At 40.4% G+C, this 14,269-nt stretch carries 13 protein-coding genes; 8 read left to right on the top strand and 5 right to left on the bottom strand.

The genetic code is table 11. The features are described 5' to 3' along the window. From HP439_RS12465 to HP439_RS12435, 7 genes are all read left to right on the top strand, one after another. The coding region (locus HP439_RS12465; RefSeq protein ID WP_172390669.1) for an ammonium transporter at positions 1-1,097 on the top strand (1,097 nt) is incomplete at its 5' end. Between the two features lie 255 nt (positions 1,098-1,352). After that, entirely contained in the window at positions 1,353-3,143 is a 1,791-nt protein-coding gene (gene lepA / locus HP439_RS12460) for a translation elongation factor 4 (protein ID WP_172390668.1), read from the top strand. Positions 3,144-3,192: 49 nt separating this feature from the next. Continuing rightward, positions 3,193-4,077, top strand: coding sequence for a bifunctional 5,10-methylenetetrahydrofolate dehydrogenase/5,10-methenyltetrahydrofolate cyclohydrolase (locus HP439_RS12455; RefSeq protein WP_172390667.1), 885 nt, complete (start codon positions 3,193-3,195; stop codon positions 4,075-4,077). Between the two features lie 69 nt (positions 4,078-4,146). Beyond that, positions 4,147-4,614, top strand: coding sequence for a hypothetical protein (locus HP439_RS12450; RefSeq protein ID WP_172390666.1), 468 nt, complete (start codon positions 4,147-4,149; stop codon positions 4,612-4,614). 120 nt (positions 4,615-4,734) lie between these two features. Beyond that, on the top strand, positions 4,735-5,181 hold the full coding sequence (locus tag HP439_RS12445) for a hypothetical protein (protein ID WP_172390665.1): 447 nt from the start codon (positions 4,735-4,737) through the stop codon (positions 5,179-5,181). A gap of 71 nt (positions 5,182-5,252) precedes the next feature. Next, entirely contained in the window at positions 5,253-5,774 is a 522-nt protein-coding gene (locus HP439_RS12440) for a BON domain-containing protein (RefSeq protein ID WP_246229349.1), read from the top strand. A 19-nt stretch (positions 5,775-5,793) separates the two neighbouring features. Next, positions 5,794-6,216: an SH3 domain-containing protein gene (locus HP439_RS12435; RefSeq protein WP_172390664.1), complete on the top strand. Its 423-nt coding sequence runs from the start codon at positions 5,794-5,796 to the stop codon at positions 6,214-6,216. 91 nt (positions 6,217-6,307) lie between these two features. Here the strand turns inward: HP439_RS12435 and HP439_RS12430 are convergent, their stop codons facing one another. Together HP439_RS12430 and HP439_RS12425 are read right to left on the bottom strand one after the other, a co-directional pair. Beyond that, positions 6,308-7,141 carry an MBL fold metallo-hydrolase gene (locus HP439_RS12430; protein WP_172390663.1) on the bottom strand — a complete coding sequence of 278 codons (834 nt, stop codon included), beginning with the start codon at positions 7,139-7,141 and terminating at the stop codon, positions 6,308-6,310. Beyond that, complete coding sequence (locus HP439_RS12425) at positions 7,138-8,013, bottom strand: LysR family transcriptional regulator (RefSeq protein ID WP_172390662.1); 876 nt, start codon at positions 8,011-8,013, stop codon at positions 7,138-7,140. Before HP439_RS12425 ends, HP439_RS12430 begins: the two co-directional genes overlap by 4 nt. Before the next feature lie 78 nt (positions 8,014-8,091). On the opposite strand from HP439_RS12425, the gene HP439_RS12420 reads away from it, so the two are divergent. After that, positions 8,092-8,799, top strand: coding sequence for a class I SAM-dependent methyltransferase (locus tag HP439_RS12420; protein WP_172390661.1), 708 nt, complete (start codon positions 8,092-8,094; stop codon positions 8,797-8,799). Between the two features lie 78 nt (positions 8,800-8,877). Here HP439_RS12420 and HP439_RS12415 read toward each other — a convergent pair whose 3' ends face one another. From HP439_RS12415 to HP439_RS12405, 3 genes are all read right to left on the bottom strand, one after another. Next, the gene (locus HP439_RS12415; RefSeq protein WP_172390660.1) at positions 8,878-12,048 is read right to left on the bottom strand and encodes an efflux RND transporter permease subunit; all 3,171 of its coding nucleotides are present in this window, start codon (positions 12,046-12,048) and stop codon (positions 8,878-8,880) included. Positions 12,049-12,076: 28 nt separating this feature from the next. Further along, a complete protein-coding gene (locus HP439_RS12410) occupies positions 12,077-13,201 on the bottom strand; it encodes an efflux RND transporter periplasmic adaptor subunit (RefSeq protein WP_172390659.1) in 1,125 nt (374 codons plus the stop codon). A 32-nt stretch (positions 13,202-13,233) separates the two neighbouring features. Further along, a partial coding sequence (locus HP439_RS12405; RefSeq protein WP_172390658.1) for a TolC family protein occupies positions 13,234-14,269 on the bottom strand: 1,036 nt, incomplete at its 5' end.

The raw sequence follows: 14,269 nt of genomic DNA, 5'->3' as shown, positions 1-14,269 counted from the left end.
CAATGTTACAAAGTTTCATTTGCATGGCTGTTATAGCCGTTATTTGGATTGTCTTTGGATTCAGTTTAGTGTTTGGGGATTCTATTTACGGATTTATAGGTAATCCTGCTAGTTTTTTTATGTTCAACGGTGTGCTAGATCATGAGCCTTGGGGGGGTGCACCAACGATCCCATTTACCTTGTTTGCAATGTATCAGTTGAAGTTTGCAATTATCACGCCTGCGTTAATTACAGGCGCTTTCGCGGAACGAATTCGCTTTACTTCTTATATTTTATTCATCTGTTTATTTTTTGTTTTTATATATGCCCCACTTGCACACGCGACGTGGCACCCGGATGGTATTTTATTTAAAATGGGGGTCTTGGATTTTGCGGGTGGTACCGTCGTACATATGTCGGCTGGTTTGACCGCTTTAGCGTCGGCGATCTATTTGAAACAAGGTAAAGGAGCCAAGGAGCATACCCCCGCACGAATAACCTATGTCCTGTTAGGTACTGGATTGCTGTGGTTCGGATGGTTTGGGTTTAACGCAGGATCAGCTTTCGGTGCCTCCTCATTAGCCGCGACGGCGCTAGCGACAACAACAGGGGCATCTGGAGCAGCAGCATTGATGTATATATTGTTTGACGCAGCGCGAGGCATTAAGCCTTCCGCACTCGGAACCTGTATTGGAGTTGTTGTTGGGTTGGTTGCTATTACACCAGCAGCAGGTTTCGTTAGTGTTCCTCACTCTATTGTAATCGGCTCGGTAGCGGCTATTATTAGTCGTTTATTGATAGACTGGCGTACAAAATCTAACATAGACGATACTTTAGACGTATTTCCAAGCCACGGCGTTGGGGGGATGGTAGGAATGGTATTGACAGGTGTATTTGCGCATTCTTCGATTAATAGTGCGGTGGAGTCAAACGGGTTGTATTACGGCGAATTTGACTTGTTTAAAGCACATATCGTCGGATTGATCGGAGCTACAGTGTTTATACTGGTGCTCGCTTTTGTATTGCTGAAGGTAACAGATTTAATAACGCCCTTACGGGTGAGTGAACATGACGAAGAGGAAGGTCTTGATCTTTCTCAACACGGCGAAAAATTGTAACTACCTTGTTTTAATAAAATTTTTAAGTCCTGTATCGATCGGTGCAGGACTTTTTATTTATGCCATTACGCTAAAGGATCGTTACAAAGGTGGTGGTGTCTTCAAACATCGGATGATTTGATGGTTTTTCGAGTTAGTACACATATAGAATCCTTAACAGTTGTAAAATGTACATTTTTATTTCCGTTGATAACACGTATTATCTGCTCGAAAAAAATTATATTTGCCGTTTAGAAAAATTGGATAAAACATTGTATGAAGCATATACGTAATTTTTGTATCATCGCGCATATTGACCATGGGAAGAGTACCTTGGCAGATCGTCTGTTGGAATATACGAAGACGATTACCCAACGAGAAGCTCAGGCTCAGCTGTTGGACAATATGGATCTGGAGCGCGAACGTGGAATAACGATTAAGTCCCACGCTATCCAGATGGAATACATAAAAGATGGACAGAAATATGTATTGAATCTAATCGATACGCCCGGGCACGTGGACTTTTCGTACGAAGTCTCCCGTTCAATTGCGGCGTGTGAGGGAGCGTTGTTGATTGTGGATGCGTCTCAAGGTATTCAAGCACAAACGATTTCTAATCTATATCTAGCCTTAGAACATGATTTAGAAATTATTCCAATCTTAAACAAGATGGACCTTCCAGGTGCTATGCCGGAGGAAGTGAAAGATCAGATAGTAGAATTAATTGGAGGTAAACGTGAAGATATTATTCCAGCTTCCGGGAAAACGGGAATGGGAGTGGAAAATATTCTGGAAGCAATTGTTGCTCGCGTTCCTGCACCAGTAGGTGAGGAGAATGCTCCACTTCAAGCACTGATCTTCGATTCTGTGTTTAATTCCTTCCGTGGGATCATGGCATATTTCAAAGTTGAAAATGGAGAAATTCGCAAAGGTGATCGTGTGAAATTTGTGGCGACAGGAAAAGAATATATTGCCGATGAAATTGGTACCCTTAAACTTAATCAGGTTGCGAAAGACGTTATTAAAACCGGTGATGTGGGTTATATCATTTCGGGTATAAAGGAGGCACGTGAGGTAAAGGTTGGCGATACTATCACTCATCGGGACCGTCCATGCTCTACTGCTATACAAGGTTTTGAGGAGGTAAAACCGATGGTTTTTGCCGGCATCTATCCTGTTGACACAGAGGATTATGAAGAGCTTCGTGAATCTATGCACCGCTTACAGTTGAATGATGCTTCGTTGGTGTTCGAACCAGAGTCTTCGGCTGCGTTAGGATTCGGTTTCCGTTGTGGTTTCTTGGGTATGCTTCATATGGAGATTATTCAGGAGCGTTTAGAACGTGAGTTCAATATGACTGTTATTACGACCGTGCCCAACGTATCGTATAAAGCATTTTTGACAAAGGACAAGGAGGAGGTCGTGGTGCATAATCCTTCAGATCTTCCCGATCCGAGTAAACTTGATTTTATTGAGGAGCCATATATAAAAGCCAACATTATCACCAAGTCAGATTTTGTGGGCGCTGTGATGTCTTTATGCATTCAAAAACGTGGAGCAATAATTAACCAATCGTATTTAACATCCGACCGAGTTGAACTGGTCTTTGAGATGCCAATGGGCGAGATTGTTTTCGATTTTTATGATAAATTGAAAACGATATCGAAGGGGTACGCTTCATTCGATTATCATCAAATTGGTTACCGCCAGTCGGATTTAGTCAAATTGGATATTCGGTTAAATGACGAACCTGTTGACGCATTATCATCGTTGATACATAGGTCTAATGCTTACGATTTTGGTAAAAAAATCTGTGAAAAATTAAAGGAGCTCTTACCAAGACAGCAATTCGAAATTCGAATTCAAGCATCAATTGGAGCTAAGATCATTGCTAGGGAAACGATTTCGGCATTACGAAAAGACGTAACTGCAAAATGTTACGGTGGTGATATCTCCCGTAAACGGAAACTTTTGGAAAAGCAAAAGAAAGGCAAAAAGCGAATGCGTCAAGTCGGTAATGTAGAAATACCGCAGTCGGCATTTATGGCAGTACTTAAGTTAGATTAAGGGATACTTGGATGCCCGCATTGTTTTGTAAATACTACTCGAATTAAAGATGAACTTATTAGATGGAAAGCTGGTTTCAGCAAAAATTAAAGAGGATATTAAGGTAGAGACTGCTGCGTTTACTGCTAAATCAGGTCGTAAACCACATTTAGTTGCAATTTTGGTCGGTAACGATGGCGGGAGCGAGACTTACGTAGCTAGCAAAATGCGGAATTGTGAACTTGTTGGTTTTGAGTCCACGAATATCCGTTATAGCACAGATATTACTGAGGAAGAATTGATCGCTAAGATTAGAGAAATTAATGCAGACTCAAGCATTGATGGCCTTATTGTTCAATTACCACTTCCAAAACATATCGACCCCGACAAGATTACGGAGGCAATCGATTACCGCAAAGATGTTGATGGCTTTCATCCAATAAATCTAGGACGTATGCAGCGTAACTTGCCGTGTTTCATCCCAGCGACTCCTTATGGAATCATGTTGATGTTAGAACATTATGGAATCGAAACAGCAGGTAAAAAAGCGGTAGTGGTAGGGAGAAGTAACATTGTTGGGTCACCAATGAGCATTTTACTAGCTCGCAATAGTAATCCTGGAAATTGTACCGTGACCCTTACACATAGCCGTACCGAAAACCTAAAAGGTGAAGTTTTAGCCGCTGATATAGTCGTTGCTGCCATTGGAAGGAAGAATTTTGTTACTGCCGAAATGGTAAAGGAAGGAGCAGTTGTTATCGACGTAGGTATCAACCGTGAGACATCTAGCGAAACCAAGTCGGGTTATAAATTATATGGTGACGTTGATTTTGAAGCTGTGTCACAGAAAGCATCGTGGATAACACCAGTTCCCGGTGGTGTGGGTTTAATGACCATAATAGGCTTATTGAAGAATACATTAGAGGCTGCAAAAGGCACCATCTACGAAAAATAATTTAGTTTTGGTACAGTAATTGTTTAATTTTGGACATTGTTAACCATTAATATAATTAAAATTAGAAACATGAAAAAATTAGCATTAGTAGCCCTAGTTGCCGGAACAATTGGTTTTGTAGCGTGCAACAATTCAGCAGACAAGAATGCAGATGGTGAGGTTTCAGTGGGAGAAAAACTTGACAGCACATTGGAGCAAGTGGACGAACACGCCGGTCATATCCATTCTGAAGCTGATCAGCAATTGCATGACGCCGAAGCCAAACTTAAACAAGCTAAGGAAGAATTGGACGCTGCAGTTGCCAAAGGCGATAAAGAAGCAGAAGCGGCAGCTCAAAAGACTTATGATGAAGCGAATTCTACTTGGGAGAAAGTAAAAGGTGCGGTCAGCACTGCAGGTGAGAAAATCGATGAGGGTGCAAACAAAGCTATCGATGCAACAAAAGATGCAGCAAATAAAACTGGTGATGCGATCGATAATGCTGTAGATAAAACGAAAGAAAAAGCGGAAAACGTAAAAGAAGCATTGAAAAATTAACTTTAACGTTTATATAAAATAAAAGCGCCAGACCTTGTGTTTGGCGCTTTTATTTTACCACGATGCTATTTGTATTATATTTAATAATCAGGTAACAATAACTGTTAGAAACTCCTTAAAATGGATATTAAAAATACTTTATATAAGGTCTGCTTAGAAAGGAATGAAGCTCGTTTAAGTGAAATAAATTATGCGATTGAGCAATCCCAAGATGCTATTGTGAACGATACTAAAAGCAGTGCCGGAGATAAATATGAAACGACTCGAGAGATGATACAACAGGATCTTAACCGATATCAAGACCAACTTAAACAGGCAAAAACGGATCAACGTCTACTGGAACAAATTGATTTAGGTGTTAAGTCTAAAGTTGCCTTAGGCGCGATTGTCCAGACGGATAAAGCGCAGTATTTTCTAGCAATAAGTTTGGGGCGAATTAGTGTTGAAGGTGGTGCTTTCATGGTTGTTTCTCCATCATCCCCAATCGGAGCGTTATTATTAACCAACGGACCGGGGGATACGATAATGTTTAATGGAATGCGTCAAACTATCTTAAAAGTATATTAATTTTTTCGGTCTCCTTCTGGGGTTGATCAAACAAAATTTTTAATTTCTTGTTTATTATTGAAAGTCCTCCAATGTTAAACACTAAAAAGGAACCAAAAATGATTAAACAAGGAAGAAGTACATGGTCAGCAATGTTGTTGGTCTTATTACTTACAAGCTCTATGATAGCTTGTAAAAGCAAGGTGTCAGATGCCGATTTGAAAGCTAAAGTAGAAACTGTAACGGCAGCTAGCCCTAATGTTGTAGTGGGTGTTGCCGATGGTGTCGTGACGCTGACAGGGACGGTGGCATCCGAGGAGGAAAAAGTCTCACTTGCCGATGCGGCGAAAAAGGCTGATACTAAAAATATCAAATCTGTGGTCAACGAATTAATGGTTGAAACCGCTCCGATTGAAACGAATTCAGATGACGCCGATCTTATCACTAAAGTGATTGATGCAACCAAAGATTATCCCAACGTAAAAGTCGATGTAAAAGATGGTATTATTACAGTGACCGGAAGTGTTGAGCAGTCGCGTGTTCAACCATTGAAAATGGCATTAGATGCCCTGAATCCGAAGAAAGTAGATATGTCGGCATTAACAGTTAATTAATAATAAAAGGGTAAATATTATGGGATTACTAGATAAATATAAATCACTGTTGGATACTGCCAAAACATCTGGTATTACTGACTTGCAAGTAGCAGAACAAGAGGGTGTGCTGCAGATACGGGGTACTGCACCCAACGCTGATGTAAAAAACAAATTATGGGATATTTACAATCAAATTGATCCAAATTTTCTCTCAGGAGATGTGGTAATGAATGTTGATGTTTCCTCTGCGGTTGCAGGTAGCGAGGTTCGCGTAATTACTGAGTCATCGAATTTGAATATCCGTAAAGGCCCAGGAACTGACCAGCCTATTGTAGGGAAGGCTGCTAAAGATGAAGTTATCACGTTAATTAGTCGCGCCAACGATCAATGGTGGTTAGTTCGCACAAAAGATGGTGAAGAAGGATATTGTTATGCGCAATATCTTGAACCAATTGGGTAGTCCGAATACTCCCAAAAAAAATTAAAAGGCCGATTTAATAAGAAATGCTGCTTTGAGCTAGATGAAGTAGTCATTACCTTAGGTCGGCCTTTTATATATCATCTAACGTGAAGGTTTGATCGAGGCGCACACCTTTTTCCGTATGTTTCAATGTACAACAGGGATGTATTGGATCGTGTTCTAGAAAAAGAATATACTTATTGTCTGCAATTTCATTCCAATATTCGACTCTTTCCTGCATCGTTGTCAGAGGGCGTATATCATAGCTCATTATGTAAGGGAGTGGGATGTGACCTATTGAAGGAAGCAAATCCGCCATATACAGTATAGTGTAACCTTTATATTGGATTTGTGGTAATATCATTGCCTCCGTGTGACCAAAGGCATATCTGATCTTGATTTGAGGGGAAAATAAATCACCCTCTTCTATAAAGTTTAATTGACCACTCTGCTGAATTGGAAGAATATTTTCCTTGAGGAATGAAGCTTTCTCTCTAGGGTTTGGGTTAATTGCCCAATTCCAATGGTTTTCGTTACTCCAGTATCTCGCATTTTTAAATGCAGGGATGAGAGTATCACCGTGACGCATTATTGCACCGCCACAATGATCAAAATGGAGGTGGGTTAATATAACGTCCGTTATATCCTCACGATGAAATCCATATTTTGCAAGGGATTTGTCAATTGTTTCGTCTCCGTGGAGATAATAATGAGAAAAGAACTTATCGTCTTGTTTTTCCCCGAGCGCTGTGTCAACCAAAATTAAGCGTCCTTCATCTTCTATTAATAATAATCTAGTGGCCCAAGTGCAGAGGTTCCGTTCGTCGGCTGGATTTGATTTTTGCCATATGGACTTTGGAACTACGCCAAACATCGCTCCTCCATCGAGTTTGAAAAATCCAGTATCTATCGTATATAGTTTCATTCTTTAAAAGTTTGATGTATTAAATGGCAGAGTTCTTTTAACGCAGGGTGTTTGCTTTTCTTGTTGTAAGCTAGCATTATATCCGTTCTCGGAGAGGACTCTCCCAAATTTAGAAAATTAATATTGAGATTATTGCATTGTGCTTGTAAAGATTGGGGGACGACGCTGATTCCGAGACCTAAATGAACAAATTCAATAATTGATGCCATATTATTACATTGATGGCGCAATGTCGGAGCGAAGCCCAGGTGTGCGCAAAAGGCAAGTACTTGTCCGTGATAAAATTGGGCATAGTCGATGTCAAAGGTTATAAATGCTTCTTCCGATAACATGGAAAGATCATCTGGTAAATTGAAATTCTTAGGGTACATTAAGGAAAATCCGTCGTCGTAAAGCTTTTCTGTATGCAAAATGGGGGAACTGGCAGGAGCCCGTATAACACCGATATCCATTTTTTGATCTGTTAACATTTGTATTTGACGATCGCTAGACAGTTCAAATAGCTTTGCGTTTAGGAATGGAAAATTTTCGTCGATTCGCATAATTAGGCTACCTAACAGCTTTTTGTCGATAGAGCTTGTGTAGCTTATTTTGATCTCACCAGCGAACGAGTGGTAAATTTGATTTGTCTGCTGTTTAAGGAGCTCTAGTTGCGCTAAAATTGTTGTCGATTCTTTTTTGAAGTGCTCGCCGGCAACTGTTAAGGTGACTCTTTTGTTCTCTCTAAGAAATAGTTGGACACCTAATTCAACCTCCATTTCTTTAATTTGACGACTAAGCGGGGGCTGTGAAATAAAAAGTTTTTGTGCTGCTTTGCCAAAATGCAGTTCTTCGGCAAGAGCCAGAAAGTATCGAATGTGGCGAATTTCCATACCTTAAAGGTATTAAATAATGACGAAAAAAGTATTTTTAAAGTATTTATCGAGGATGTATTTTTGAAGAAAAGATATATGAAGTCAACGATAAAAGAAATTCAAGAACGGTTCGATGCCGATGTCGAAAGATTTTCGAATTTGGATACTGGACAGCAGAGCACAATTGATTCGGTATTGAACATGGAATTGGTTACCGAGAGTATAGCCCGCACTTATCCCAAAAAGATAAGATTGTTGGATATAGGGTGTGGAGCCGGAAATTATACAGTGAAGCTTCTGACTAAAAAGCGAGATGTGGAAACTCATCTGCTGGATTTAAGTGAGCCAATGTTGAATCGGGCTGTGAAACGGGTTGAAGAGCAGGGGGCAACAGAGGTAAAAGTCTATAAAGGTGATTTTAGGACGGTGAAATTAAAAGAAAACTCTTACGACGTGATTATCGCAACCTCGGTGTTACATCATCTACGTGATGACTCCGATTGGGTCAATAATTTTTCTAAAATTTATCGACTGCTGAATTCCGGCGGAAGTCTTTGGGTATTCGATCTTATAAAGCAAAATAACGAAGAGTTGCAGGCTCTGATATACTCGGAGTTATATGGAAGATACCTGATAAATTTAAATGGCGAGCACTACCGTGATAAAGTATTCGAGTATGTGGAGAAAGAGGATAGCCCACGGTCACTTGTCGAACAGTTAGATCTAGCCCGAAAAGTGGGTTTTAAATCTGTTGATGTTCTACATAAAAACCTGAGTTTCGCTTCATTTGTTGCTTATAAGTAATGCTAGGTTGGGGATATAAAAGCGAAAAGTGGACAATCGTTTAGGAAAGTCCACTTTTCTGTTATTCAATTATGTTGTTTAGTGTGCACTCAAATTTTTTGCCTTTTCAGCATCGTAGTTTGCTTCTAGTTCGGCCAGTTTCTTTTTACCGTATGCTAACTTGGTAATCACGTAAAAAAGTACCGGAACTATAAATATGGCGAGTAACGTTGCTGCGGCCATCCCACCAAATACTGTCCAACCGATGGTTTGTCTAGAAATGGCACCGGCACCCGTTGAAAGCATTAAAGGTATAATACCGAGAATGAATGCAAATGATGTCATTATAATTGGGCGAAGCCTTAATTTAACGGCATCGATAATCGCATCTAATAATGGCATTCCGATATCTACCCGTTCTTTTGCGAACTCAACGATCAAGATTGCATTTTTTGCCGCTAGACCGATAATTGTTACCAGACCAATTTGTGCATAGATATTATTATCCAATTGAGGGATAAACATCAATGTTAAAATGGCACCGAATAACCCTAAAGGTACTGAAAGTAGAATTGAGAATGGAACAGACCAGCTTTCGTATAACGCTGCAAGAAGCAGGAATACGAAAATGATACAGAGTGCGAATATCATTACGGTCATGTTTCCAGACTGTTTCTCCTGTAATGATAAACCAGAAAAATCGTATCCATATCCGTCAGGTAGCGTTTGAGCGGCAACTTCTTCCAATGCCCTCAGCGCATCCCCGGAACTATAGCCGGGCGCCGCGGAACCGCTTACTTCAATGTTTCTGAAAATATTATAGTGATTGATAATAGATGGGTTTTGAACTAGTTCCCAAGTAACAAGTGAACTTACAGGAACAGACTGTCCGGAAATATTCTTGACATATAGTTTATTGATGTCTTCTATATTCATACGGAATTCTTGGTCAGCTTGGGTGACTACGCGGAAGTTACGCCCGTATCTGGTGAAATCATTAATATAAGCTGAACCTAAGTAAGAGGAAATCGTACTATAAACAGAAGAAACCGGGACGGACATTTTTTTAGCTTGCTCCCTGTTTACCGAAATTTTGAAGTTCGGAGAGTTAGAGCTAAACATGGTATAAGCCATTCCTATTTCGGGACGTTGATTTGCCGCCGCCAAGAATTTTCCGACGACCCCCTCAAATTGTTTAATGTCCACTGTTTGGTGATCCTGAATCATCAACGAAAATCCACCAGACGTACCTAGTCCAGGTATTGCAGGAGGCGTAACTGCAAGGATCCGCGCTTTGCTGTAACCAGCATATTTCGCCATGATACCACCGGTGACCTCCGACGCTGTTCTTGTACGCTCTTTCCATGGCTTTAAGGAAACGAAAAGGGTCGCACCATTCGACTTGAATGAACGGTTTAAGATATTAATACCTGAAATTAATGTTATATGTTCGATTTCTGGATAGTCCTTACGAATATCAGTTTCAAGTTCGTTTAAAACCTCCGCTGTACGGGCTGCAGATGAGCCTTCGGGAAGTGTAACACCCGCGAAGAACATACCGTTATCCTCATTCGGAATAAATCCTGTCGGTTTTGAAGTGAACATGTAACCGGTACCGATGAAAATACATAAAAGTATAATAAGTGCTAAAGGTGCTTTACGAATACACGCACGAACACCGCGTGAATATTTAAATGTTACTTTATCAAACCAGAGGTTAAACTTGTAGAAGAATTTATTTAGACCCCTTGCATCTTTGTTAACAGCGGTTGGCTTTAGTAATAATGAACATAGTGCTGGTGTGAGTGAAAGTGCGATAAAAGCGGAAAGCATAACGGATACAGCAATTGTTATCGCAAACTGTTGATAGAGTTGGCCCACCATACCCGGAATAAAACCTACTGGAACGAATACAGCTGCGAGAATCAGCGCTATCGCAATTACCGGCGCAGTAATATCTTTCATCGCTCGTGTGGTTGCTTCCGTTGCACTCATTTTATAATGATCGATATAGTGTTGAACGGCTTCCACAACAACAATCGCGTCATCCACCACAATACCAATTGCCAGCACGAATGCCAGTAGTGTCAAGTTGTTGATCGAAAATCCAAAAAGCGTAAAGAAGATGAACGTTCCGACGATTGATACTGGAATTGCAAGCACCGGAATAAGTGTGGCACGCCAAGATTGGAGAAAGAAAAATACAACGACTGTTACAAGTAATAATGCTTCAATTAATGTATGAATAACCGAATCGATTGACGCATGGACTACCGAAACCGTTTCGTATCCGACGACATAGTCAACCCCGTCTGGAAATGATTTCTTCAAATTTTCAAGGGCAGCATAAATACCGTCCGCTGTTTGAACAGCGTTTCCTCCCGGCGTCTGCGCAACCATCATACCTGTAGAAATCATTCCATTTACCCGCGTCGTGGTTGCATAATTAAATTGTCCTAGTTCAACGTTAGCGACGTCTTTCAAGAGAACGATTGATCCATCAGTATTTGATTTCACAATAATCTCCTCGAAATCTTCGACCGATGATAAATCGGAATCTGTGATTACAGGGTATTCAAATACTTGTGAGTTCGCTTGTGGGGGAGCACCGACTGATCCTCCTGGGATACGAAGATTTTGCTCACCGATTGCCGTGGAAATATCATCAGGTGTTAAGTTTAATGCGGTAAGTTTGTTCGCATCTAACCAAACTCGCATTGCGAATGGTTGTCCAAATGCTGTAACATCCCCTACGCCCGCAACACGCAAGATTGCATCTTTTACATACAAGTTAGCGTAGTTCGCTAAAAATTTATCGTCGCGTGAACCATCGGGCGATACTAAAGAGATCAACATCAAAATATCGCTATTTGCTTTACGTGTTGTTACACCTAATCGGCGGACCGCTTCCGGTAACGCAGGTTCGGCGATACCAACACGGTTTTGTACATCTAACGTCGCGATATCGATGTCAGTACCAACTTCAAAGGTGACTGTGATCTGTGATTGTCCATTCGAAGTACTGTTGGAAGACATGTAAATCATTCCTGGAGTACCGTTAATCTGACTCTCTATTGGGGTAGTTACAGTTTGTTCTACAGTTTGCGCATCGGCACCCGTATAATTCGCAGTAACGTTTACCGTCGGAGGGGCGATCGATGGATATTGACTGATAGGCAAGGTCATGATGGAGATCGTACCTATAATCATAATTAATATAGAGATAACGATCGCCGTGACCGGCCGTTTTATAAATACTTCTGATATCATATTCTTCTTTTTTGTTTAGGGATCGGGGCTATTTTTGTTTGTTGTTTTCTACGACTTTAGCTCCTGTTCTTACATTCATGATTCCGTCTACAACAATCTTTTCGCCTTCTTCTAAACCAGATTCAACGACTACTACATCGTCAAGTTTTAACCCCAACTCGACAGGACGTCCAGTAACAACACTGCTATCGTTTACGACGTATGCATTATACACGCCCAATTGATCTTGGACCGCCTTTAGTGGAATAACTAATTTTTCTGAGCTAGACGTACTTTTGACATTCATAGTAAGGTTCATGCCGGCACGCAATACATTTTGAGCGTTTGAGAAATTTGCGCGTACTTTAATTGTTCCTGTTTGAGGATCAACTGCTCTATCTATTATTGAAATCCTACCGACTTGCGTATAATTAGTGCCGTCGGGAAGTTGCACAGTTATTTCTGTAGCAGCTTTCCCATTTTGATAACTTGCAAATTCAGCGATCTCACGTTCACTTATTTGGAACTCCACAGCAATAGGATCAACAGAGCTTACCGTGTTTAATAAAGTTGTACCTGCATTTACGAGTGCGCCGTTACGGACCTGAGAAATTCCCACAGATCCCGAAAAAGGTGCGCGAATGATGGCTCGCTGTAAGTTTGTTTGCGCTGTTGTTAAAGCAGCTTGCGCACTTTGGACCTGGGCCTTTTGATTATTAACATCTGTAACTGCGTAATCTAATGTTTGCTTAGCAATCGCGTCTTTTTCAGCAAGTGTTTGATAACGAGTCAAGTCTTTTTCTACACGCTCTAAGTTTGCTTTAGCAATTTCGAGATTCGCTTTCGCTTGATCGACAGCCGCCTGATAACGTACACGATCTATCTCGTACAGCGCCTGCCCCTTAGAGACAGAAGCTCCATCTGTTACATGTATTTTCGTGATGTATCCGCTGACCTCCGCTAAAATATTTGTTTCCTGTAAAGGGACGACGCTCGCAGGGTATGATTTTAATCCTGAAACAATTTGCTTTTGAACGGTAGTTGTCGTTACTGGAACAGCAGGTTGTTCTTGGCCTGCAGCTTGTTGTTTACCCGCCCCGTCGTTTGAACCACAGGATTGCCATAGGATTGCTGACCCTAAGATTATTGCGGAATATAAATAGCTCTTATTCATGGTTTGATTATTTCGATATTTGATAAGGATGATTAATTATTTGTGTCCACTGTTCCAAGTGCTTTTTGAATATCAAGTTTAGCCGCAAGCACAGCGTATAACGCATTGAGGTAATTAAGTTGGCTCGTTTTTAAATCTGTTTCGGATATCATTAGTTCCAAATAGGTTTTAATACCTGCATCATATTGTAATTTAATGGTGTTGTACACTTCTTCCGACAATTCAACATTTTCTTTTGCATTACGCCATTCGTTCATGTTAGAACGGTAGGCCGCCATAGCCGCCGAATATTCCGTGCTAATTTGGTTTTCTAGATTTTGCAAATCCCAGTCAATTCTTTCTTCCTGTAGTTGAGATTTACGAATCTCATGGATACGTTTGTTACCAGTAAATATTGGAATAGATAGCGAAAGACCTACTTGTGAATTAGGGAAGTTGTCCGTATATAGATCTTTAAACTGGTCATTTCGATAATTGAAATTGTAATTTGCATACGCACTTAAACGGGGCAAGAAATTCCATTTTTGATACTGAGTGTTTAGTCTCTGTATCTCTTTTAGGGTGTTGAGTTGTTTAAATTCGACTCGGTTCGCAATAGTTAAAAGTTCGGTAGTATCCAACAATATATTAGATTCCATAGATTGATTTTCAAAAGTAAGACTGATATCCTGAGAAGAATTCATCCCAAGTAATGTCTTTAGGTAATCGTATTTGTAGTTACGTAACTCCTGTGCTGTTTTAAGCTCTGCTTTTGCATTGTTTAGCGAAATCTGTGCTCTTTTATAATCTGTTTTGTCGACTAGTCCTGTTTCGTAGCGAATATTAGCCTCGTTATATTGACGAGTAAGTCGATCAATATTCTCATTGATTATGTTGATTGATTCTTCGTTTGTTAGGATGTCGTAATAGGCTTTACTCACATCTACAACCGTATTAATTTTCGTGTCCTCAAGATTAAGATTATTTTGTTCACGTATATATTTTGCCGCCCGTGAAGCTTGAAATAATTCTGGACTGAGTATACTTTGGTCGGCTTGAAACGTTAAAGCACTGGTATTCTTTTGTCCC

The organism is Sphingobacterium shayense, from assembly GCF_013179575.1.
Taxonomy (GTDB): Bacteria; Bacteroidota; Bacteroidia; order Sphingobacteriales; family Sphingobacteriaceae; genus Sphingobacterium; species Sphingobacterium shayense.
The sequence above is the reverse complement of the archived record's forward strand: the minus strand, read 5'-3'. Positions and strand labels throughout refer to the sequence as shown.

What these genes read in the sequence shown, in the direction of transcription:
- lepA (WP_172390668.1), top strand. Translation starts at nt 1,353, where the DNA reads ATGAAGCATATACGTAATTTTTGTATCATCGCGCATATTGACCATGGG.
- HP439_RS12455 (WP_172390667.1), top strand. Translation starts at nt 3,193, where the DNA reads ATGAACTTATTAGATGGAAAGCTGGTTTCAGCAAAAATTAAAGAGGAT.
- HP439_RS12450 (WP_172390666.1), top strand. Translation starts at nt 4,147, where the DNA reads ATGAAAAAATTAGCATTAGTAGCCCTAGTTGCCGGAACAATTGGTTTT.
- HP439_RS12445 (WP_172390665.1), top strand. Translation starts at nt 4,735, where the DNA reads ATGGATATTAAAAATACTTTATATAAGGTCTGCTTAGAAAGGAATGAA.
- HP439_RS12440 (WP_246229349.1), top strand. Translation starts at nt 5,253, where the DNA reads ATGTTAAACACTAAAAAGGAACCAAAAATGATTAAACAAGGAAGAAGT.
- HP439_RS12435 (WP_172390664.1), top strand. Translation starts at nt 5,794, where the DNA reads ATGGGATTACTAGATAAATATAAATCACTGTTGGATACTGCCAAAACA.
- HP439_RS12430 (WP_172390663.1), bottom strand. Translation starts at nt 7,141, where the DNA reads ATGAAACTATATACGATAGATACTGGATTTTTCAAACTCGATGGAGGA.
- HP439_RS12425 (WP_172390662.1), bottom strand. Translation starts at nt 8,013, where the DNA reads ATGGAAATTCGCCACATTCGATACTTTCTGGCTCTTGCCGAAGAACTG.
- HP439_RS12420 (WP_172390661.1), top strand. Translation starts at nt 8,092, where the DNA reads ATGAAGTCAACGATAAAAGAAATTCAAGAACGGTTCGATGCCGATGTC.
- HP439_RS12415 (WP_172390660.1), bottom strand. Translation starts at nt 12,048, where the DNA reads ATGATATCAGAAGTATTTATAAAACGGCCGGTCACGGCGATCGTTATC.
- HP439_RS12410 (WP_172390659.1), bottom strand. Translation starts at nt 13,201, where the DNA reads ATGAATAAGAGCTATTTATATTCCGCAATAATCTTAGGGTCAGCAATC.